The organism is Bradyrhizobium sp. NBAIM08 (assembly GCF_020193935.1).
Classification (GTDB): domain Bacteria; phylum Pseudomonadota; class Alphaproteobacteria; order Rhizobiales; family Xanthobacteraceae; genus Bradyrhizobium; species Bradyrhizobium yuanmingense.
Map to the genome: position 1 here is coordinate 1 of NZ_JADYVR010000021.1, position 19,203 is coordinate 19,203.

Below are 19,203 nucleotides of genomic sequence, written 5' to 3' on the forward strand. Positions count from 1 at the left end.
TATAAGAGACAGGTCAGGTGGGGTTTCGGGGGCTGAAAAGTCGAGAGATCGTGGTTTGACGCGGCTGTTCGGGGCATCCGTTCGAGCCGACGAGATGGGCGGCGATCGTTGCCGCGCAGTCCGAATGACGTCTCTCGATTTGCTTCGTCGGGCAAAACAGGAGCATAGTGGCATCATCGCGGGAGGTCGGACAGGCAGGTCTTTCGCCGGGTCTCGTGAAGGCGTCTGCCGCTGGACGTTGCGTATTTTTGTGCACTGTCACCGCAACATCCAGCATCCGCTCAGGCGAATCGAGAATAGCGCGAAAGCTGAAAGAACGGTTCTGCCTGGTAGGTGGGATCGGTAGCAAGGCGAGCAAGCCTTTGCCCGATGGCGGGCGCGAATTTCGCACCATGGCCTGAACACGCGGAGCAGACGATCAGGCGGGACTCCGGCCAGCGATCGATGATGAATTCCTCGCCCGCGTCTAGCCTGATGTCGGCGGGCGCGGTGTTGGTGTAGAGGCAGACGTCGCGATCGATGATGGGCCCGGCCGCGCCCGGGACCAGAGCGACCAACGCTTCGCCGACCGGGCGGAGTTCGGCATCGCTGGCCTCCGGACCCCAGTCGTCGGGGCCGACCACGGGCCCGTGGTTGTGAGGCGCAGCTTTGACGCCGCGCTGTTCGAAGTCCGGAAAGCCGTAGACGGTGTCATCAGGACCTCGGTCCAGGATGAAGATCGGGAAACGACCGAGCGACACGCTCTCGGGGCTGACAGGCGCGAACCAGCCGACCGCCTGTCGGGTCACGTTCAGCAGCGCGGCGAGTTGCGGGAGTGCGCGACCGAGCCATGGGCCCAGCGCCAGAATAGCGCGCTCGGCGAAGAACTCTTCGGTATCAGTGCGGATCGACACGCCGTCCCGGTGCGGCGAGAAGCTCGCGCGTTCCGGAATCACGCGGTCGCGAGCGCGTGCGCGCATCAGTTTCATGACGACCTCGGTCCGCAGGATCGCGCCACCGTCCTGCACGACAACGTCCCAGTCGCCGGGCAGGCTGAAAGCCGGAAATTCCTTGTTCGCTTGAGCCGCGGTCAACATCGGATCCGGCCGCCCTTTCGCGATCGCGGCCGCGCGCGAGGACGCCACCATGGCGGAGCCGGGGCGGCCGGCCTCCAAGACAGGGGTTTCCGTCAGAATTGTTTGACCGCTTTCGGTCTGCAGCCGGATCCAGCCGGCATGAGCCTCGTCGCTCAGGCCGGTGTAGTTGGGGTTTTCGAAATTGAAGCGACGGAAAATGCGACATGAACCATGGGACGAGCCTCGATCCGAACCTGCTGCGACAGGGTCGAAGCCGAGCGCATCGACGCCGGCATCCAGCAATGCGCCCAGCGCTGCTCCGCCCATGAGCCCCAGACCCAGCACGGCAACTTCGCATTTTCGCATGAAGACCTCGCGAGCGATGCTACGACGCGGCGATCATCGTGATGATTTCGCGGGTTTGCAAGGTCTACGGGGGGATTACGGACGGCACCGACAACGCCGTAAGCTTAGAATACTCGCTCCGCGAGCTTCCGGCCATCGACTGGCCAAGGCGTGCCACGATATACATTGCCAGCGGTGTCGGTACAAATGGGCGTTAGATGTACCTTCTTCACCCGCATTTCGAGTAAAGCGTTGCCAATGGCAGCATGACTCACCATCAGGAAAGCCGTCTCTCCATCACAAAGCGTCGCTGGGAGTGTCGTGTTCGGCGTCCCAGGAAACTCGTCCGCGGCTAAGGAAAGGCGATCACCTTTTGGCAGCTCGAAGGCAATTGTTTTGATCGCTACTGGACGCTGACCTATATTCACAGCTTCAAGTTTGGCGTAAGTCGCCCCCAACGGCACCGCCGTCGTATACTGGCGCGGTCATCGTTGCACTTACAGTGATCTGGCGCTGCTCCCTCTTGACAGCTTGGCGCCAATTGAATGTCGAGAGCACTGCACCATAGAGTGCTACGATAAACAGAACCCCATCCTTAAGAGCCGTGAATTCTGACGCCGCGTCCATTCAACGCCCCCTGCCCCGCAACGCGATCCGATCGCCTCTTTTTGCCTCCAGAGCAGTTTTAGAAGAGGCCTGCCTGATGCCGGCATTTTGTCTGCAGCTATTCTCGACAAGCTTTGCCTCAATCTCCTCGGGCGTGATTTCGAGTACCAGCTTGTCTCGCTTTTGCCTGGCTTCCTTCAATTCCCGTACGAAGGTCGCCACCCGCGCGGTTGCTTCGCCTGTTGGTCGAAATCGAAACTTTAGCGACTGCTGAACCGAACGCCCCCCAAACTCTCGGATCGCTTCGAGGACCCGAGGCCAAGGCATATCGGCCGTCGTTCCCATAAGGGGATTACTCGAAACCTTGCCCTTATTCGGCCCCTTAAAATGCTTCTTCAGTGGGTACTTGGACGGAACTCGAATGGGATCAAGGTTGAATGTGTAGTCGTCTGATTTGGTGAACCACAAAATGGTTTCGTGGCGCCCAGAAAGTCGCTTCTGACAATGTAACCCGTGACCGAATGTCCAAACAATTCTGTTTCTGAGTTTCAGGCCATGATCTTTGAACTTAGGATAGAGAAGGATATCGAGAGGAAAGACCTCGCCATCCTCAATACCATTTCCGACTTGCCAGCAGATCGACCCACGCGGATGGAGCAGGCGAACTGCCTCCGCGATAGTCGCCGCCTGTTGCTCGATGTAGAGCTCATTTGTCGTCCGCTTCTCATACGCCTTACCGATGTTGTACGGCGGTGACGTGATGATCAGGTGCATGCTCTCGTTTGGAAGCTTACGCATAAACGTAAGATTGTCTGCACACTCGACAGCTATCTCGGGACTGCCCCTAGGGCGGAGCGGAATGACGTTTGTTGCTCGTGCGGCATTTGAACTTTGCACGGTCTAAGCCCCCCATTAGGAGCCGAATCGGCCCCATCGTAACTTCCCTGCTTAGCCCACCTCGTAGTGGGGCTCTACTCGCTCAGACGAAGGTCAACAGTCATCTGGAAGACGGTCGCCATGCGGACGGCCACTCCCTCGGCTGTGCGCGCACGAATTTCGCCGCCTGAAGCAAACGTAAGCCACACTTACTCTACGGGGAATTTTTTGGAACCACAACTTATGGCGGAGAGGAGGGATTCGGACCCGATAGGCTAGCACCTATGCCGCATTTCGAGCGCGGTGCTTCAAAGAAGTTTTGTAACATCAATAGGTTGCGTGGGAACCAAAACTTGAGCGGCCTTGTTTGACTCGGGTACCCCTAAAACCATCCCCTAATACAGCGGCTCCTCATACACCTTCTCCCCATCCAGCAGCAGCCGCTTGATCGCGGCGCGGCCGGAGGGCAGCACGGCGGCGACGATGCGCAGCTTCTGCTGGTTGCGGGCGTCCTCGAGCTTCTTGCCCTCGCCTTCGGGCACGAAATAGCTTTCGAGGCCATATTTGATCGGCAGGTTGTCGCAGAACCTTCGCCGGTCGTCGCCGCAGGACCCGCCGTAATTGCCGACGCGGCCGCGGATCAGCACTTCGGGCGCGGTGGCCGTAACAGGCTCGGCATGCACCGAGACCGCCTGATAGACGCCGTCCGCCCTGGGCGCGAGCTTGACGAACACGGTTGGATGGCGCGCGTCGGCTACCTTGCCGGCGAGCGCGCCGGCCGGCACTTGCGAGATGTCGTAACGGAGCACGACATAATCGCCGCGCAGGAGATCGCGGGGATCGACCGGCTGCGTCTGCAGGGTGACCTCGACGCCGTTACGCAGGATCTGGATGCGGTCGGCGACCATCAGGACCAGCAGCGCGCACTGGATCAGGATGGCGACGCCGAACAGCATGGCTTTCGGGATGCGCCGCCAGAATGCGGCCAAGGATGCTACCACGGGTGCGATCATCCCGTTCATCGCGCGGCCCTCGGCAGCATGCGATTGAGCGCGGTGGCAAAGGCGACGGCCGCGACGCCCGCCACTGCCAAGAAGGCTGAGCGGCGCAGCAGCGATCCCTTCACCGCCCAGGTGATGCCGGCGATGACCCCGGCCATCCCGAGCCAGCCGGCGACGATGCGCGGACGCACGTCATCGAGCATGCCGGAGACGACGAGACACAGCATGGCCGCAAGCAGCGCGGCATAGGCGAGCCAGGATTCGCCGGCCATGGAGGCCGGCCAGACCGGCGCCGCGAGCAGGACCAGGGCGATCGCGGCTGCTGCAAGCAGTTCTCCCGCGCGCCTGGTGATGGCAGCCGAGGCCAGCGCGAGGATCACGCCGGCATTTCCGCACACGATCGCCCAAAGCGGCTGGCCCGCAAGAGACCCTTCGCGAAAGCGGACGAGATCGTCGACCGTCGTCACCTCCAGGAACGCGGCAATGGCCAATGAAAACGCGCCGTAAATCGACAGCACGCTGCCGAGCCGGAGCGCCCGCGGCGACGGCGCGGCGGCGATCGCGAGCCCGGCGCCGAACAGCAGCGCCGCACCGCTCGCGAGCACGAAGGACGGCTGGGTGCCCTCGAATTCGAAGCGGAGCGAGGTCGCGATCCACCACGGCAGCAGCGCCAGCGCGACGAGATGGGCCGCGACGCGCGAATTCCAGGCGAAGGCTGTCGCGGCGGCGATGAGCCAGACCAAGACGTACGGAAGATGCAGCACGTCGGACGCGTCGGTGATCCGCATGCAGGTCCAGATCGAGGCGGCGACGAGACCGACCGCGAGCGCGCCGCGCGAGCCGGTCAGGAGGGCCGCGGCGAACGCGCCGACCGACCACAGCAGCATGCCGCCGGCGAAGTCGTCGCCGAGGTGGTACATCTGACCGACCAGCGCGATGCCGGCGCCGAAGATGATGGCACTGACGCTGGCACAGAGATCGGCGAGAATTGTGCGCTCTCTCGCGGCGAACCAGGCGCCGAGACCGCCGGCGATCACCATGCCGGCCAGCAGGATCGCGAACCGCGCCAGGCGCGCGATCTCGGTCCAGTGCGCCGCGACGAAGGCGAGGAACGCGGCGGCAATCAGCAGGCCGCCGACGATGGCGACGACTACGGCGATGTTGATGCCGGCCGGAAGCGGCGGCAGCGCGCTGCGGATCGCGACGGCCGCCGCCGGCGCAATCACGCCGTCGGCCTCCCATCGCGCAAGATCGGCTTCGAGGCGCTGCCGGTAGGTTTTGTCGAACATCGTCCTGGGATCACCTGGCCGCCGGATGGCGGGACCTTGCTAGGTCGGATCGTACGGGCGATGGGTTCAAGCTCCTGCTCGCGGTGGGGCTTTCGCATATGGCTCTTGGCGCGAGCTGAGCGCGCGCCTCGTCCTTCGAGACGGCGCTTACGCGCCTCCTCAGGATGAGGCTCAGCGGCATCGGAGCCCGCTGAAACCAGTGCCACGCACGCGGTCCTCATCCTGAGGGCCCGCCAACGGCGGGGGTCTCGAAGGATGGCCACAAGCGATATCACTCTTATGTGCGGCCTATTGTGCCGGCAGAGGAATGCGCCGGAGGACGTCGTCATAGGGTGCGAGGTCGAGATAGGCCGTCACCTCCGCCGCCTTGCCGTCCTGCATGAGCAGGATCCACGCGTAAGAGTTCGCGTAAGGCTTGCCGTCGCGCGCCACGCCGCTGCCTTCCCAATGCGCGATGACGTGGTCGCCATCAGCGTAGATCCTCACGGACGTGGGGCGGACCGGGGTCGACAACCGGCTGGCGAACGGGCGGACCGCGCGATCAACGAACACATCGCGGCCCCGGAATTCGCCGGCGCTGGGGCCGGACCCCTTGATGCGCCAGACCACGTTGTCGTGCAGCAGGTCATTGAAGAAGGTGGTTCCTCCCGCCGCCCAGCGATCGAAGGCGTCGGTGACGATGCGCTTGTTGTCGTCCTGCACGGAATTGGCCTGTCCGCAGGGTGCGGCCGTCGTCAGGGTGGAAGCGGTGACGATGACCGCGTAGACGCACGACGCAAGTGCGCGATTAAGCAGGGTTGCCATTGGTGTCTCCCTTTCTGGTGCAAGATGTCGTCTGCCCCGAAGTGATGCACGCAGGTCGGTCGCGTTGTTGCTCGACCTACCCGCGCCGCGCGACAGCGGCGCCGCCAAAGATGAGTTGCTCGACCATCGGACGGCGCAGGAAGCGGCCTGGAAAGATGGGATCGGGCGCGGTCGCCTGGTCGAGGCGCGCCATTTGCTCTGGAGACAGCGAGATCCCGACCGCACTGAGGTTGTCTTCCGCCTGCTCCAGCGTGCGGGCCCCGATCACCGGCGCGGTGACCGCGGGATTGGCCAGCGTCCATGCGATGGCCACCTGCGAAGACGTTGCGCCGAGCTCCCAGGCGACGGATCGCACCGTCTCGGCCGCGTCCAGCGATCGCTCGTTGAGAAGGCCGGATGACGCGATGATCGAGGCGCGTGTCGTGCCGACGGCGCGTTCCTGGGAATCCCTGAGGTCGGCCCGGCTGTACTTGCCGGTGAGCACGCCGCCGCCGAGAGGCGACCAGGGCAGCACGCCGAGGCCAAGGCTCGCCGCCAGCGGAATGAGCTCGTGCTCGACGGTGCGCTCGACCAGATTGTATTCGATCTGCAGCGCCACGAATGGCGACCAGCCGCGCAGATCTGCGATCGTCTGCAGCTGTGAAATGCGCCAGGCCGGCGTGTTGCAGATGCCGACGTACTGGACCTTGCCGCTGCGCACGAGATCGTCCAGGCCGCGCATCACCTCGTCCGGCTGCGTCGTCGCGTCCCAGGCGTGCAGGTAAAGCAGGTCGATGCGATCGGTCTCGAGCTGCCGCAGGCTCTGCTCCACCGAACGCACCATGTTGAGCCGGTGGTTGCCGCCGGAATTGGGATTGCCGGGATCGCGCGCCATGGTGAACTTGGTGGCGAGCACGAGACGGTCGCGCTTGCCGCGGGCGAACTGGCCGACCAGGCGCTCGGACGCGCCGTTGGTGTAGTTCACCGCGGTGTCGATGAAATTGCCGCCGCGGTCGACGTAGAGATCGAAGATCCGCCGTGCCTCGCCGGCATCGGCTCCCCATCCCCACTCGGTTCCGAAGGTCATCGTGCCCAGTGCGAGCGGTGATATGCGCAGGCCGGAGCGGCCAAGCAGGCGGTATTGATCGAGCGACGTCATCAGAGCCTCCTTCGTGTGGCTCGGAGATAGCCCCCGGCGAGAGGTGAGAGAAGTTGGCCAATGATGACCGGGGTGGTAAGCCTAGCTAACCAATGACCACGGACCTGAACCTCGTTGCCGTTTTCATCGCGGTCGCGGAAGCCAAGAGCTTCCGTGGCGCCGCCGAGCGGCTCGGGGTGACCCGATCCGCCGTGAGCCAGGCTATCCGACGCATGGAAGACCAGCTGGGCGTGGCTCTCGTGCAGCGAACGACGCGCAGCGTCAGTCTGACCGAAGCCGGCCTGCGCCTGCACGAGCGCGTGACCCCGGCGCTCGCCGAAGTCGAACAGGCAATCAATGGCGCCCGCGACCGTGACGCGCAGCCGACGGGGCAGCTGCGTCTTGCCGTCTCATCGATCGCCGAGCGATTCATTCGCGGTCCGTTGCTGGCCGAATTCACGCAGGCTCATCCCGGCGTGCAGGTCGACGTGACCGTGACCGACGAGGAATTCGACATCGTGGCCGAGGGCTTTGATGCCGGCGTCCGGCTCGGCGAAGTGATCGAGCAGGACATGATCGCCGTGCCTGTTTCGGGCGATCAGCGCCAGCTGGTGGTGGCCGCTCCCGCCTATCTGGAGCGGTTCGGCGCGCCCTCGCACCCGCGCGAGCTCTCACAGCATTGCTGCATCGGCTGGCGGCCGGCGCCGCACGTCGCTCCCTACCGCTGGGAATTTGCGGAAGGTGGGCGCGAGTTCGACGTCGCAGTGGAGCCGAGGATCACGACGAACGACATGTGGGTCATGGTGCGGACCGCCTGCGCGGGCGGCGGCCTGACATTCGGCATGGAAGAGACGTTCAAGCCGTATATCGAGCGCGGAGAATTGGTGCCCCTGCTGGAGGAATTCTGCCCGTTCTTCCCCGGCTTCTTCCTCTACTTTCCGGATCGGCGGAATCTTCCGCCGAAGCTGCGCGCGCTGGTCGATCACGTGCGTTATCGGGGAAGCGGAAAGCGCTAAAGCGGAATGGCTTTAGATCGAATCGATCCGCTCTAGTTTGCCTTGATGCCGGCCTCGCTGATCAGCTTGCCCCATTTCGCACTTTCGTCCTGAATGAAGCGGCCGAACTGCTCGGGCGAGGTCGGCGCAGGCTCCGCGCCGAGGGTGCGGATCTTCTCGGCCACGGCAGGGTCCTTCAGCGCCTTGGTGAAGGCCTCGTTCAGTCGGGCGATGACATCCGCAGGCGTGCCGGAGGGAGCAACGAGCCCGAACCAGCCGACGGATTCGAAACCGGCAAGGCCGCTCTCGGCCAGCGTCGGCACATCGGGCAGGGACGCAAGGCGGCGCGCCGAGGACACGCCGATCGCGTTGAGCTTGCCCTCGAGGATCAATTGTCGCGATGCCGGAATATCCAGCACCGCGAACGGGACATGGCCTGCGAGAACATCGACCGCCGCCGGCGCCGTCCCGCGATACGGCACCAGCTCCATCGCGATCCCGCTTCTGTGTGTGAACAGCGCAGCAGTCAAATGCATCGCGGTCGAGTTGCCGCCATGCCCGATCGAGAGCCCACCCGGCTTCGCCTTGGCGAGCGCGATGGTCTCCGCAGGTGTGCGCGCCGGAATATTCGCGGACGCGACCAGCACAAAGGGAATTTCCGCGAGCAGGGTGATGGGCGCGAGATCCTTCAGCGCGAACGGCATCGAGGCATTGAGGTGCGGATTCACGGTCAACGCACCCGCCGGCGCCACGCCCAGCGTGTAGCCGTCGGGCTTTGCCTGTGCGACCGCGGTCATGCCGATGTTGCCGCCGGCGCCGGCGCGGTTCTCGATCACCAGGCCCTGCTTGAGCTCGGCGGTGACCAGCGGCTCGAGCGCGCGGATGACCGTGTCGGCGCTGCCGCCGGGCGGGAAGGTCACGATGATCTTGATCAATTGCTCGGGATAGGCGGCTCGGGCCGCCGCCACCGGCAACAATGCGAAAGAAGCGGCCGTCAGCGCGGCCAGCATGCGGCGTCTTGCAACGTGAAACACGGTCTCCTCCATGTATTCTGTTTTTGAAACTCGGCTTGGCGAGCTACGTCGCCAGGCCGTCCGCTCGATGTCGTCCTACGCCGCAGCGCCAGTGATACGGGCCAGCAGGCCCTGCGCGTTCTCCGGCGCCGACTGCCCGCGCCAGGCGATGTGCTGGTCGGGCCGCGCCAGCACGAGCTTCTCGGCATAGGCGCCGTTCGCCTCCTCCGGCGCGACGTCGACCAGCGCGAGCGGCACGCCGCGCGCCTTTGCGGCGTCCTGCAGCCGCGTCACATCGATTGCCGGATCGAACCGCAGCAATGTGTAGCCGGGGCCGAAGGCATCATAGAGCGAGCGTCCGTCGCGCAGGAACAAATGCGGCGCGCGGGCGCCCGGCACGGTGGAGGGCGTGAAGCTGCCCATCGCGTAAGGCGGCGGCGGCTCGCCGTCATAGGCGATGATCGGCGAGGCGTCGTAATAATAGCCGAAGTTGAGGCCGGCGCAGCAATATTGCTGCACGTTGAGATCGTAGGCCGCTTTCGCCAGCGCCGCGCGCGCCGCGTGGCCGCGCGGCGTGTCATCCTCGATCTCGGCGGACACGCCGCCGCGCTGCGCCATCATCTTCATCGCATGGTCCATTGCAAAGCGCGACACCTGCTCGGTGATGGGCTGGCGCTCCGCCTCATAGGCATCGAGAATCGCAGCCGGCGCCCAGCCGTTCAGATGCGCCGCCAATTGCCAGCAGAGGTCGACGGCATCCGCAATGCCGGCATTCATGCCGTAGCCGGCATAGGGCATCCACAGATGTGCGGCGTCGCCGCAGATGAAGACCCTGCGGTCGCGGAAGCGGTCGGCCACCAGGCGCCGTCCGACCCAATCCTCCTTGCTGAGCACGCGGTATTCGAAGCGCTCGTCGACGCCGAGGATGGCACGGATGGCCCAGTCGCGATCGACCGAGTCGAACTCGGGCTCGTCGGGCTTGAGGTGATTGTGGATCAGCCAGCGGTCGTGGCCGTCGATCGCAACAACGGTGCCGGAGCGGCGCGGATTGAGCGAGAGCACCATCCAGGCCGGCTTGTGCGCCCCCATCAGCTCCTTCAGTTGCGGCGCTTCGATGAAGGTCGACTGCACGCGCTGGATCACCGGCGTGCCGGACAGGCTGGCACCGATTGCTTTTCTGACGAGGGATCGGCTGCCGTCGCAGCCGATCACGAAGCTGGCTTCGATCCGGAGCGAATGTCCGCTGTCGAGATCGCGCGCCAGCGCGACGACATGGTCGTCGTGCTGCTCGATGTCGGTGATTTCCGTGCGCGCCAGGATCTTGATGCGTGATTGCGCCGCGGCATGGCTGAACAGGATCGGCTCGAGATAGACCTGGTTGATCCGGTGCGGCGGCTCGGGCGTCGGCCACCAGGTGTCGGGGCCGCCGGTCGCGCTATAGCGGCGCGCACGGGAGGGAATGTCGATGCGGCAAAGCTCGATCCCGGTCGCCGTGGTCCGATAGGAGCAATCGTTGGGAAAGTCCGCAGGGAGCCCCGCATCGCGCAAGCGAGCGGCGACGCCGAGCCGCCGAAAAATCTCCATCGAGCGCGCCGATACGTGGTTGCACTTGACGCTGGGCGGATCGCCGGCGTGGCGGATTTCCGCGACGACGACGTCGATCCCGCGCGAAGCGAGATCCATCGCCGCGGTCAATCCGACCGGCCCGGCGCCCACCACCAGCACTTGCGCTCTCATGCTCGCTCCAATCCTTGCCGCGGATTCTTTCCGTCCGCACAGCATGCATTTTATTGCAGGTCCGTTTATGCGATAAGTCGGAAAGAACTCATCAATTCATGAGATTTCTCTATGAATGTCACATTGCGCCAGCTGCGGATCTTCACCGGCGTGTATCGGACGCGCAGCATCACGCGGGCCGCCCGCGAGCTCGGCATCACGCAATCGGCGGCGAGCCTGTTGATCCAGCAGCTCGAGGCCGAGCTCAGCGTCAAGCTGTTCGACCGCTCCACGCGCTCGGTGCAGCCGACGCTGGCCGCCGACGAGGCGTTCGCCGCCGCCGAGCGCATGCTGAGCGATGCGCAAGGCCTGTCGCGCCGCATGCGTGACCTCGCGCAGGCCCGCGCAGGCCGGGTCGTGTTTCTCGCCTCCGCCGGCACGGCATCGGCGCTGCTGCCCATGGTGCTGGCGAAATTCCGCACTGGTCATCCCGACATCGAGATCGACATGCGCGATGTCGCCGCCGACGATCTCGTGCCACGGCTGAGCACGACCGACGCCGAGTTCGCGATCGGCAGCGTGGAGGGCGAATTCGCGGACATGACGATCGAGACGCTGACGAGCGGCCGCCTGAGCGCGATCGGCCGTCGCACCGCGGACTTCGCCGCGCGTCGGTCCCTAACCTGGGACGAGCTGGTGCAACTGCCGACGATTGCGATGCGCAGCGAGACACGCATCCGCATGCAGATCGATCAGGCCCTGAGCGCGCAGGGCAAGCGCCTCGATCCGACCTATGAAGTGACCCTGATCAACACCGCGCTCGCCATGACGGCGCAGGGCCTCGGCCTCGCCATCCTTCCCGCGACGATGCTGCCGGCCGACCAGTTCCCGACACTGATCGCAAGACCGCTGGTGCGCCCCGCCCTCACCCGCCCCGTGTCGCTGCTGCAGCGCCAAGGCCGGACGCTGTCGCCCGCGGCGCAGGCGTTTGTGGCGACGGCGCGGATGGTGCTCGCGGGGCGAACGGCACCGGCATCAGGCTGATTTTGCGGAGCTATTGAGAGGGGGGTCGCTGAGCTGGCGGAGAGGGAGGGATTCGAACCCCCGATAGGCTTGCACCTATGCCGCATTTCGAGTGCGGTGCATTCAACCACTCTGCCACCTCTCCTGAAGGCGCCATATTAGGAGCTGGGCCCCTGTGGTTGGGGGCGTTAATAGGCGAGGATGGCGGGCCAGACAAGGCGCGAAAGGGGAAAATCCGCTGCCTCTTTTCGCCCACTATCCCGCTTTGGGAAGGAACTGCCATGGAGCATCTGACGGTCACCGCCAATGGCGCCAAATTCCACGTGGCTCGTGCCGGAAGCGGCAAACCGCTGCTTTTGCTGCATGGTTGGCCCGAATTCTGGCTGACCTGGGAGCCGGTGATATCGAGGCTTTCGGACCGATTCACGCTTGTCGCGCCTGACCTCCGCGGCTTCGGCGACAGCGACAAGCCAGGTGGACCTTACGGACCGGACGGCCATGCCGCCGATATGCTGGCGCTGATGGACCGGCTCGGCATCGACCGATTCGGCGTCGTCGGCCACGATGTCGGCGGCGCTGTCATGCAGCCGCTGGCCCGGCAGGCGCCCGAGCGGATGGCGGGCCTCTTCTTCTTCGATTTCGTCTATCCCGGGATCGGGCCGCGCATGGCCGCGCCCGATAGGCTCAACCACATCTGGTACCAGTCCTTTCACCAGATGGAGATGGCGCCACAGCTCATCGGTGCGAGCCGGGAGAGCTGCCGGCTCTACATCAGCCATTTCCTCAAAGGCTGGGCGCACCGGACAAATGCCTTCGACGACGTGCTGGACGCCTTCACGGACAATTTCCTGAAAGCCGGCAACCTCGCCGGCGGCTTTGCGCATTACCGCGCCTCGCATGCCGGGCGCGTGGCGATGATGAAGGGCGAAGCGCCGCCACTTCCGCCGATCGCGGTGCCGACCTGCGTGCGCTGGGCCGAGCACGATCCGCTGTTTCCCTTTGGCTGGACCGACCGGCTGTCCGAGACCTTCAGCGATCTCGACCTCGAGATGTTTCCCGGCGTCGGCCACTTCCCGCATCGGGAAAATCCGGATCGCGCGGCACGCGAGATCGCCGCGTTCTTTGCGCGCATCGGCTGGAGCTGAGGAGAAAAACGGGGTGGGACCGCCAGACGCGGTAAACACTGGCGGTCCCGTGCCGCTTATTGAAATACTGGCCGTGAAGGGCGGCTTCGCCGGCCGAGTGGAAGCGACGATTCGACCCTAGCGTGCGACGGGCGGTCCGCAACGCAATCCGGTCCTTAACCTAACCGGTCAAGGTTACTCCTTGTCCGCTTTACCTTTTTTCTTCCCGTTCTCCGTGGAATCCCGGTCCTTGCCGTTGCCTTCCTTGCGGCGATTGGTGAAGCGCGCATTGCCAAGTCCGGTGCCGATGGTGAGCACGCCCCAGCGGTCAACGTCCTGCATGAACGGTACTTCCGAGAGCCCCTGCACCACGCCGTCATTGTGCATCAGGATCGCGGTGTCGTGCTCGCCAATGGCGGGGATGCCCTCGATCAGGCTCGCCGGCAGGTTGAACTTGCTGCTCTCCCAATTGCCCGGCAGATTCTGCGCGCCCTTCTCGATCGAGCCGTCCGGGTTGATCACACCGGGACAGGCGATGCCGATGAACGGCGCGAGCTTGTAGCCTTCGGCCTCGGCCTCCGTGATCAGCCCTTTCAGCATCTTGGTCAGCCGCTTCACCGCGCCTTCGCGCGTCGGCTCGTCGTCGGCGTGACGCCACAGCTCCGCATGCACCACCTTGGCCTTGGACAGATCCTTGGCTTTCTTCCAGCCGGTTTCCACCACGCCGCAGCGGATGTTGGTGCCGCCGATGTCGACGGCGAGAATGCTGTCATGAGCCTCGAAGATCCAGGACGGCGCCAGGTGCAGCGCGCCGATCAGGCCGGCCTCGTCAGGATGATGGCGGATCGGCTGCAGGTCGATCTTGAAGCCCTCGGATTTCAGGATGATCTCGGCGCGGGCGATCACGAGCTCGCCGAGCCTTGAATCGCGAAAGCCGCCGCCGACGACGATGCGCTCGGTCTTGGCCCAGGCCTTGGTCTTGAGGAATCGGCGCGTGACATAAGCGAGCTCCTGGGAGAAATCCTCGATCGCGCTGTGCACCACGGCCGAGGCCTCGGTGTCGTCGCCGATCAGGATGGCGTCCAGCGTCTTCTTGTTGATCTCCTCGGTCGGCACCTTCCCGAACGGGTCCTCCCCCGTCTTGCGCAGCGGCTTGCGCCAGCGCTCGAGCACCTCCCGGAACGCGCCCTTGCTGGCGCGGTCGCCGAGAAAGCCGTCCTCGTCCTTGATCTCGATGTTGAAGCTGTCGACGTCGACCGACGGCAGCCGTTCGGCGCCATGCTGGGCGATGCCCGTTGTTTTGACCAGTTCGTCTGTTGCCATGAGAGCCCTTGCCCCGCTTGCTTGTTCCGGCCGGGACAACTGCGGGGGAACCCGTTTGTTGCAAAGCCCACCCGAGATTCGGCTGCGCGCTTTCAGCGCGGCCAAAGCCTTCAAATCCGGGCGGTTTTCGCCCAGTTTTCCTTGACTTGGCGCGCTCGGCCGCTATAAGTCCCACAGCCGGCGCGGGGCGTTTCTCGCGCCGCTTGTTTTTGCTTGGGTTTTCAAAGGGATAACTCCCGCCCGCGCAGACTCGCATAAACCATAGCGACTGACAAAAAGCCGACCCGGACGCTCCGCGTCCCGAGGCCGGGATTGAACACGGAGAAAGAACGATGTTCGCAGTCATCAAAACCGGCGGCAAGCAATACCGCGTCGTGCCGGATGATGTTCTCGAAGTAGGCAAGATCGAAGGCGAAGTCGGCTCGATCGTGCAGCTGAATGAAGTGCTCGTGGTCGGCGGCGACACGCCGGTGCTGGGCGTCCCGACGGTCGCAGGCGCGTCCGTCGCGGTCGAGGTGCTCGACCACAAGCGCGGACCGAAGGTCATCGCGTTCAAGAAGCGCCGCCGCAAGAACTCGCGCCGCAAGCGCGGCTATCGCGACGAGATCACGGTTCTGCGCATCAGCGAGATTCTGACGGACGGCGCCAAGCCCACCAAGGGCCCGCGTCCGAAGAAGGAAAAGGTGACGAAGGAGCCGGCAGCGGAAGCCGCCGAGTAACGCAAAACCGATCACGCCAATTCACGAATTGATGCGTGCGACGTTTTGAAATGATTCCGTCAAGGAATTGACCTAGAACTACGCAGGATTTCGGAGACGAGCCATGGCTCACAAAAAAGCAGGCGGTTCATCGCGCAACGGTCGCGATTCCAAGGGCAAGCGCCTCGGTATCAAGGCGTTCGGCGGCGAGATCGTCACGCCCGGCAACATCATTGCGCGTCAGCGCGGCACGACCTGGCACCCCGGCCTCAATGTCGGCATGGGTACGGACCACACTCTGTTCGCCAAGATCGAGGGCCGCGTTGCGTTCCAAGCCAAAGCCAACGGCCGCACCTTCGTATCGGTGCTCCCGCTTGCCGAGGCTGCTGAATAGACGGTGGACAAAAACGGAGTCCGCCGGTCCCGACTGAACCGGCGGAGTCCTAGAGATCGCAAGAGATCGAAGGCTCCAAGGGGAGGCGGGAAACCGGCCTCCCCTTTTCTTTGCTCACTTTGTTCTTTGCACTTTGACTTAGTGACTTTCACGGAGCCGGACATGTTGCAGGATTTCTCGAGCGTGACCTTGGCCGAGGCGAGACCAAGCGTCGTCGCCACCGAGCGGCTGACCTTGCGGCGGCCGACGCTGGCCGACGTCAGGACCATCGCCCGGCTCGCCAACGACCGCCGCGTCGCCGAGAACACGCGCCGCCTGCCGCATCCCTATTCGCAGGACGACGCCGCCGAATTCATCCGCGCCACCGCCGAACTCGGCAGCGAGACCGTGTTCCTGATCGAGCACGACAGCGGGCCGGTCGGCATGGTCGGCATCGATTGCTCCAAGCCCGGCAATGCCGAGCTCGGCTACTGGCTCGGCGTCGAGCATTGGGGCCGGGGCTTTGCCACCGAGGCCGCGCGCGGCGCGATCGATTTCTTCTTCGAGGAGTTCGAGCACGAGCATCTCTATGCCGGCGCGCGCGTCACCAATCCGGCCTCGCGCAAGGTGCTGGAGAAGTGCGGCTTCCAGTGGAGCGGCGTGCAGCTGCACCGTTTCCTGGCGCTGGGCTCCTCCACGCCCGTCGACTGCTTCCGCCTGTCGCGCGGCGTGTGGGCCTCGCTGAAGAGCTGGAGCAGTGCGAGACGAGTGCGGTAGAGCGAGGCGCCGCACTCGCAATTGTCATCCCGGGGCGCGCGTAGCGCGAGCCCGGGATCCATAATCCCGGAGCGCAGTGCGGGGCAAAGCGCCCACTCCCGGTCGTCGTTCAACTGCTCCCTGTGGGTATGGATCCCGGGCTCGCGCTTTGCGCGCCCGGGGATGACGTTGTGAGCGTGGCTACGCCGGCGGATTGACCTCGTCGCTCTCACGTCCCAGATCGCGCTCCCGAAGATAAATGTAGAACCCGGCGCCGATAATGATCGCGGCGCCGACGAGTGTTGCGATGGATGGGACGTCGCCGAACACGACGAAGCCGAAGATCACCGCCCAGACGATCATCGAATATTGGTAGGGCACCACGACGCTGGCCGGCGCCAGCTTGAGCGAACGGTTGACGCAGAACAGCGCGGTGACCGAAACCAGCCCGGCGGCGGCGAAGATCGCGAGGCTGCCGGGCGTCGGCGGCACCCAGTTGAACGCCGACAGCACCGCGCCCAGCGAAAACGTGCCGACGAATTGCGAGGACGCCATCACGATGTCGGGCGTCTTGCGCAGGCTGCGCGTGATCAGCATCAGGGTTGCAAAGGAGAGGCTCCCGCCGAGCGCGATCAACGCCGGCAGGCTGACGGTCTGCGCCGAGGGGCGCAGCGCGACCAAGACGCCGCAGAAGCCGATCAGGATCGCGGTCCAGCGCCGCCAGCCGACCTTCTCGCCCAGAAAGATCGCCGACATCGCGGTGACGAAGATCGGGCCGGCGAGATAATAGGTGATGACGTCGGCGAGCGGCAGATAGACGGTTGCGAGAAAGAAAGCCGCGACTTCCAGCGTCGACAGCACGACGCGAACCAGCTGCAGGCCTGGCCGCTCCAAATGCAGAAACTGGTGACGCTGCTTCCAGATCAGCGGCGACAGCAGGAGCAGTGCCGCGCAGGCGCGCAGGAATAGCAGCTGCCCCACCGAATAGGTCCCGACCAGGAACTTGCCCATGGCATCGCCGAACGAGAACATGAAGATCGACAGCACCATGAGCCCGATGCCGGCCAGGCGCGCGGAGCGATCGTCATAGGCGGAGAGATTCTTGAACAGGGGCATGACAACACGCGTTCGGGGGCTCGTCATTGCGAGGAGCTCTTGCGACGAAGCAATCCAGAATCTTTCCGCGGAGGGATTCTGGATTGCTTCGCTGCGCTCGCAATGACGGGGAGAGAGCGTCAGGAATCGGCTGGTAGTGGTGCTTGCCGTCGTTTTAATGACGTGAGCCGCCGGGACAAGCCCACAACGCCGAATTGAACGGATTGTCGCACTCTTCGCATCGCGGTAGCGATACAGGCCACGCGACGAGAGAGCCAAGAAGAGAGCTAAGCCATGACCGATTTCGATCCGGCACGGCATCGCATGATCCCGACGCAACGCTGGTTTGAGGATTTCGTCGTCGGCGAACGCTTCGTCCTGCCGAGCCGCACCCAAACCTCGGCATTGTTCGCCGCATTCCAGACCGCGAGCGGCGACACCCACCCCGTGCATTACGACGTGGAATATTGCCGCGCCCGCGGCATGCCGCATCTGCTCGCCCACGGCTTCCAGACCCTGATCCACACCGCGCCCGGCGCCGGCCTGTTTCCGTTCATGGTCGAGGACTCCCTGGTCGGCTTCCTCGAGCAGTCGAGCCGGTTCCTCAAGCCGGTGTTCGCCGACGACACCATCTATCCCGCGCTCGAAGTCACCGAGCTGGTGCCGGGGCGCAGCACCGGCGTGGTGACGCTGCGCAGCACCGTGTTCAACCAGCGCAAGGAGCTGGTGCTGGAGGGCACGCAGAAATTCCTGATCCGGCGGCGGCCGGTGGATTAAGCAAGGGGTCCAATTCGCGGAATTTCAGCCGATTTGCGGACCGATCCGGGTTGCCGCAGGGGGCCGGCTGGCCTACCTATGGCCCATGAAATTCCTCGACGAAGCAAAGGTCTATATCCGCTCCGGTGACGGCGGGAACGGCTGCGTGGCGTTCCGCCGCGAGAAGTTCATCGAATTCGGCGGTCCCTCCGGCGGCAATGGCGGCCGCGGCGGCAATGTCATCATCGAGGTCGCCGACGGCCTCAACACGCTGATCGACTACCGCTACCAGCAGCATTTCAAGGCGCAGAAGGGCGAGAACGGTTCGGGCTCGGACCGCCACGGCGCCAACGGCAAGAACATCGTGCTGAAGGTGCCGGTCGGCACGCAGATCTTCGACGAGGATCGCGAGACCTTGATCCACGACTTCACCAAGGTCGGCGAAAAGTTCGTGCTGGCCGAAGGCGGCAATGGCGGGTTCGGCAATGCGCATTTCAAGTCCTCGACCAACCGCGCGCCGCGCAACGCCAATCCCGGCCAGCCCGGCGAGGAGCGCTGGATCTGGCTGCGGCTGAAGCTGATCGCGGACGCCGGCCTCGTCGGCATGCCCAATGCGGGCAAGTCAACGTTCCTCTCCAAGGTCAGCGCGGCAAAGCCGAAGATCGCCGATTATCCCTTCACCACGCTGCATCCCCAGCTCGGCGTCGTGAATGCCGACGGCCGCGAATTCGTGCTGGCCGACATTCCCGGCCTGATCGAGGGCGCGCATGAAGGCACCGGCCTCGGCGATCGCTTCCTCGGCCATGTCGAGCGCTGCCGCGTGCTGCTGCACCTGATCGACGCCACCTGCGAGCATGCCGGCAAGGCCTACAAGACCGTGCGCAAGGAGCTCGACGCCTATGGCGGGCAGCTCACCGACAAGATCGAAATCGTCGCGCTGAACAAGATCGATGCGGTCGAGCCGGACGAGCTGAAGAAGCAGAAGGACCGCCTGAAGCGCGCCGCCAAGAAGACGCCGCTGCTGCTGTCGGGCGCCACCGGCCAGGGCGTCAAGGAGGCGTTGCGCGCGCTGGCCGATGTGATCGGCGAGAGCCCGGTCTCCGCCAAGGCCAAGAGCGCGGCCGAAGCGGAGCCGTGGTCGGCTTAAACTCTCTCCCCAACGTCGTCCCCGCGAAGGCGGGGACCCATACCGCGTGATCTATCTGTTGCGAAGGGTCGAAGTACCGAACGACGAGTCT

At 64.5% G+C, this 19,203-nt stretch carries 18 protein-coding genes and 1 tRNA gene; 8 read left to right on the forward strand and 11 right to left on the reverse strand.

The features are described 5' to 3' along the window. Positions 1–281 precede the first annotated feature (281 nt). From I6F37_RS36230 to I6F37_RS36255, 6 genes are all read right to left on the reverse strand, one after another. Positions 282–1,400, reverse strand: a complete 1,119-nt coding sequence (locus I6F37_RS36230) for an FAD-dependent oxidoreductase (protein WP_368736807.1) — start codon at positions 1,398–1,400, stop codon at positions 282–284. A 627-nt stretch (positions 1,401–2,027) separates the two neighbouring features. After that, positions 2,028–2,780 carry a site-specific DNA-methyltransferase gene (locus I6F37_RS36235; protein WP_225154046.1) on the reverse strand — a complete coding sequence of 251 codons (753 nt, stop codon included), beginning with the start codon at positions 2,778–2,780 and terminating at the stop codon, positions 2,028–2,030. A gap of 497 nt (positions 2,781–3,277) precedes the next feature. Further along, the gene (locus I6F37_RS36240; protein WP_225154060.1) at positions 3,278–3,895 is read right to left on the reverse strand and encodes a GDYXXLXY domain-containing protein; all 618 of its coding nucleotides are present in this window, start codon (positions 3,893–3,895) and stop codon (positions 3,278–3,280) included. A 5-nt stretch (positions 3,896–3,900) separates the two neighbouring features. Continuing rightward, entirely contained in the window at positions 3,901–5,172 is a 1,272-nt protein-coding gene (locus I6F37_RS36245) for a DUF2157 domain-containing protein (RefSeq protein ID WP_225154047.1), read from the reverse strand. Positions 5,173–5,460: 288 nt separating this feature from the next. Continuing rightward, complete coding sequence (locus tag I6F37_RS36250) at positions 5,461–5,976, reverse strand: nuclear transport factor 2 family protein (protein ID WP_225154048.1); 516 nt, start codon at positions 5,974–5,976, stop codon at positions 5,461–5,463. Between the two features lie 76 nt (positions 5,977–6,052). Then, positions 6,053–7,114: an aldo/keto reductase gene (locus tag I6F37_RS36255; RefSeq protein WP_225154049.1), complete on the reverse strand. Its 1,062-nt coding sequence runs from the start codon at positions 7,112–7,114 to the stop codon at positions 6,053–6,055. Positions 7,115–7,206: 92 nt separating this feature from the next. Here I6F37_RS36255 and I6F37_RS36260 point away from each other — a divergent pair, with 92 nt between their 5' ends. Further along, positions 7,207–8,109: a LysR family transcriptional regulator gene (locus tag I6F37_RS36260; RefSeq protein ID WP_225154050.1), complete on the forward strand. Its 903-nt coding sequence runs from the start codon at positions 7,207–7,209 to the stop codon at positions 8,107–8,109. A gap of 32 nt (positions 8,110–8,141) precedes the next feature. Here I6F37_RS36260 and I6F37_RS36265 read toward each other — a convergent pair whose 3' ends face one another. Together I6F37_RS36265 and I6F37_RS36270 are read right to left on the reverse strand one after the other, a co-directional pair. Further along, complete coding sequence (locus tag I6F37_RS36265; RefSeq protein ID WP_225154051.1) at positions 8,142–9,122, reverse strand: tripartite tricarboxylate transporter substrate binding protein; 981 nt, start codon at positions 9,120–9,122, stop codon at positions 8,142–8,144. Positions 9,123–9,197: 75 nt separating this feature from the next. Further along, positions 9,198–10,838 (reverse strand): FAD-dependent oxidoreductase, encoded by a 1,641-nt coding sequence (locus I6F37_RS36270; RefSeq protein WP_225154052.1) that lies wholly within the window; start codon positions 10,836–10,838, stop codon positions 9,198–9,200. A gap of 111 nt (positions 10,839–10,949) precedes the next feature. Here I6F37_RS36270 and I6F37_RS36275 point away from each other — a divergent pair, with 111 nt between their 5' ends. After that, positions 10,950–11,861 (forward strand): LysR family transcriptional regulator, encoded by a 912-nt coding sequence (locus tag I6F37_RS36275; RefSeq protein WP_225154053.1) that lies wholly within the window; start codon positions 10,950–10,952, stop codon positions 11,859–11,861. Between the two features lie 34 nt (positions 11,862–11,895). Here I6F37_RS36275 and I6F37_RS36280 read toward each other — a convergent pair. Then, a tRNA-Ser gene (locus tag I6F37_RS36280) sits at positions 11,896–11,985 on the reverse strand. A 136-nt stretch (positions 11,986–12,121) separates the two neighbouring features. Here I6F37_RS36280 and I6F37_RS36285 point away from each other — a divergent pair. Further along, a complete protein-coding gene (locus tag I6F37_RS36285) occupies positions 12,122–12,985 on the forward strand; it encodes an alpha/beta fold hydrolase (RefSeq protein ID WP_109141810.1) in 864 nt (287 codons plus the stop codon). 174 nt (positions 12,986–13,159) lie between these two features. Here the strand turns inward: I6F37_RS36285 and I6F37_RS36290 are convergent, their stop codons facing one another. Next, positions 13,160–14,287 carry an ROK family protein gene (locus I6F37_RS36290; protein ID WP_036008710.1) on the reverse strand — a complete coding sequence of 376 codons (1,128 nt, stop codon included), beginning with the start codon at positions 14,285–14,287 and terminating at the stop codon, positions 13,160–13,162. A 332-nt stretch (positions 14,288–14,619) separates the two neighbouring features. On the opposite strand from I6F37_RS36290, the gene rplU reads away from it, so the two are divergent. From rplU to I6F37_RS36305, 3 genes are all read left to right on the forward strand, one after another. Beyond that, positions 14,620–15,006: a 50S ribosomal protein L21 gene (rplU, locus tag I6F37_RS36295; protein ID WP_036008712.1), complete on the forward strand. Its 387-nt coding sequence runs from the start codon at positions 14,620–14,622 to the stop codon at positions 15,004–15,006. A 103-nt stretch (positions 15,007–15,109) separates the two neighbouring features. After that, complete coding sequence (gene rpmA, locus I6F37_RS36300; protein ID WP_025032812.1) at positions 15,110–15,379, forward strand: 50S ribosomal protein L27; 270 nt, start codon at positions 15,110–15,112, stop codon at positions 15,377–15,379. Positions 15,380–15,541: 162 nt separating this feature from the next. Then, the gene (locus tag I6F37_RS36305) at positions 15,542–16,135 is read left to right on the forward strand and encodes a GNAT family N-acetyltransferase (RefSeq protein WP_225154054.1); all 594 of its coding nucleotides are present in this window, start codon (positions 15,542–15,544) and stop codon (positions 16,133–16,135) included. 180 nt (positions 16,136–16,315) lie between these two features. Here I6F37_RS36305 and I6F37_RS36310 read toward each other — a convergent pair whose 3' ends face one another. Continuing rightward, positions 16,316–17,230, reverse strand: a complete 915-nt coding sequence (locus I6F37_RS36310) for a DMT family transporter (RefSeq protein ID WP_225154055.1) — start codon at positions 17,228–17,230, stop codon at positions 16,316–16,318. 273 nt (positions 17,231–17,503) lie between these two features. Between I6F37_RS36310 and I6F37_RS36315 the strand changes: the two genes are divergently transcribed. Together I6F37_RS36315 and obgE are read left to right on the forward strand one after the other, a co-directional pair. Then, the gene (locus I6F37_RS36315; RefSeq protein ID WP_225115129.1) at positions 17,504–17,986 is read left to right on the forward strand and encodes a MaoC family dehydratase; all 483 of its coding nucleotides are present in this window, start codon (positions 17,504–17,506) and stop codon (positions 17,984–17,986) included. A gap of 85 nt (positions 17,987–18,071) precedes the next feature. Next, the gene (gene obgE / locus I6F37_RS36320) at positions 18,072–19,112 is read left to right on the forward strand and encodes a GTPase ObgE (RefSeq protein ID WP_036008723.1); all 1,041 of its coding nucleotides are present in this window, start codon (positions 18,072–18,074) and stop codon (positions 19,110–19,112) included. Positions 19,113–19,203: the final 91 nt, after the last annotated feature.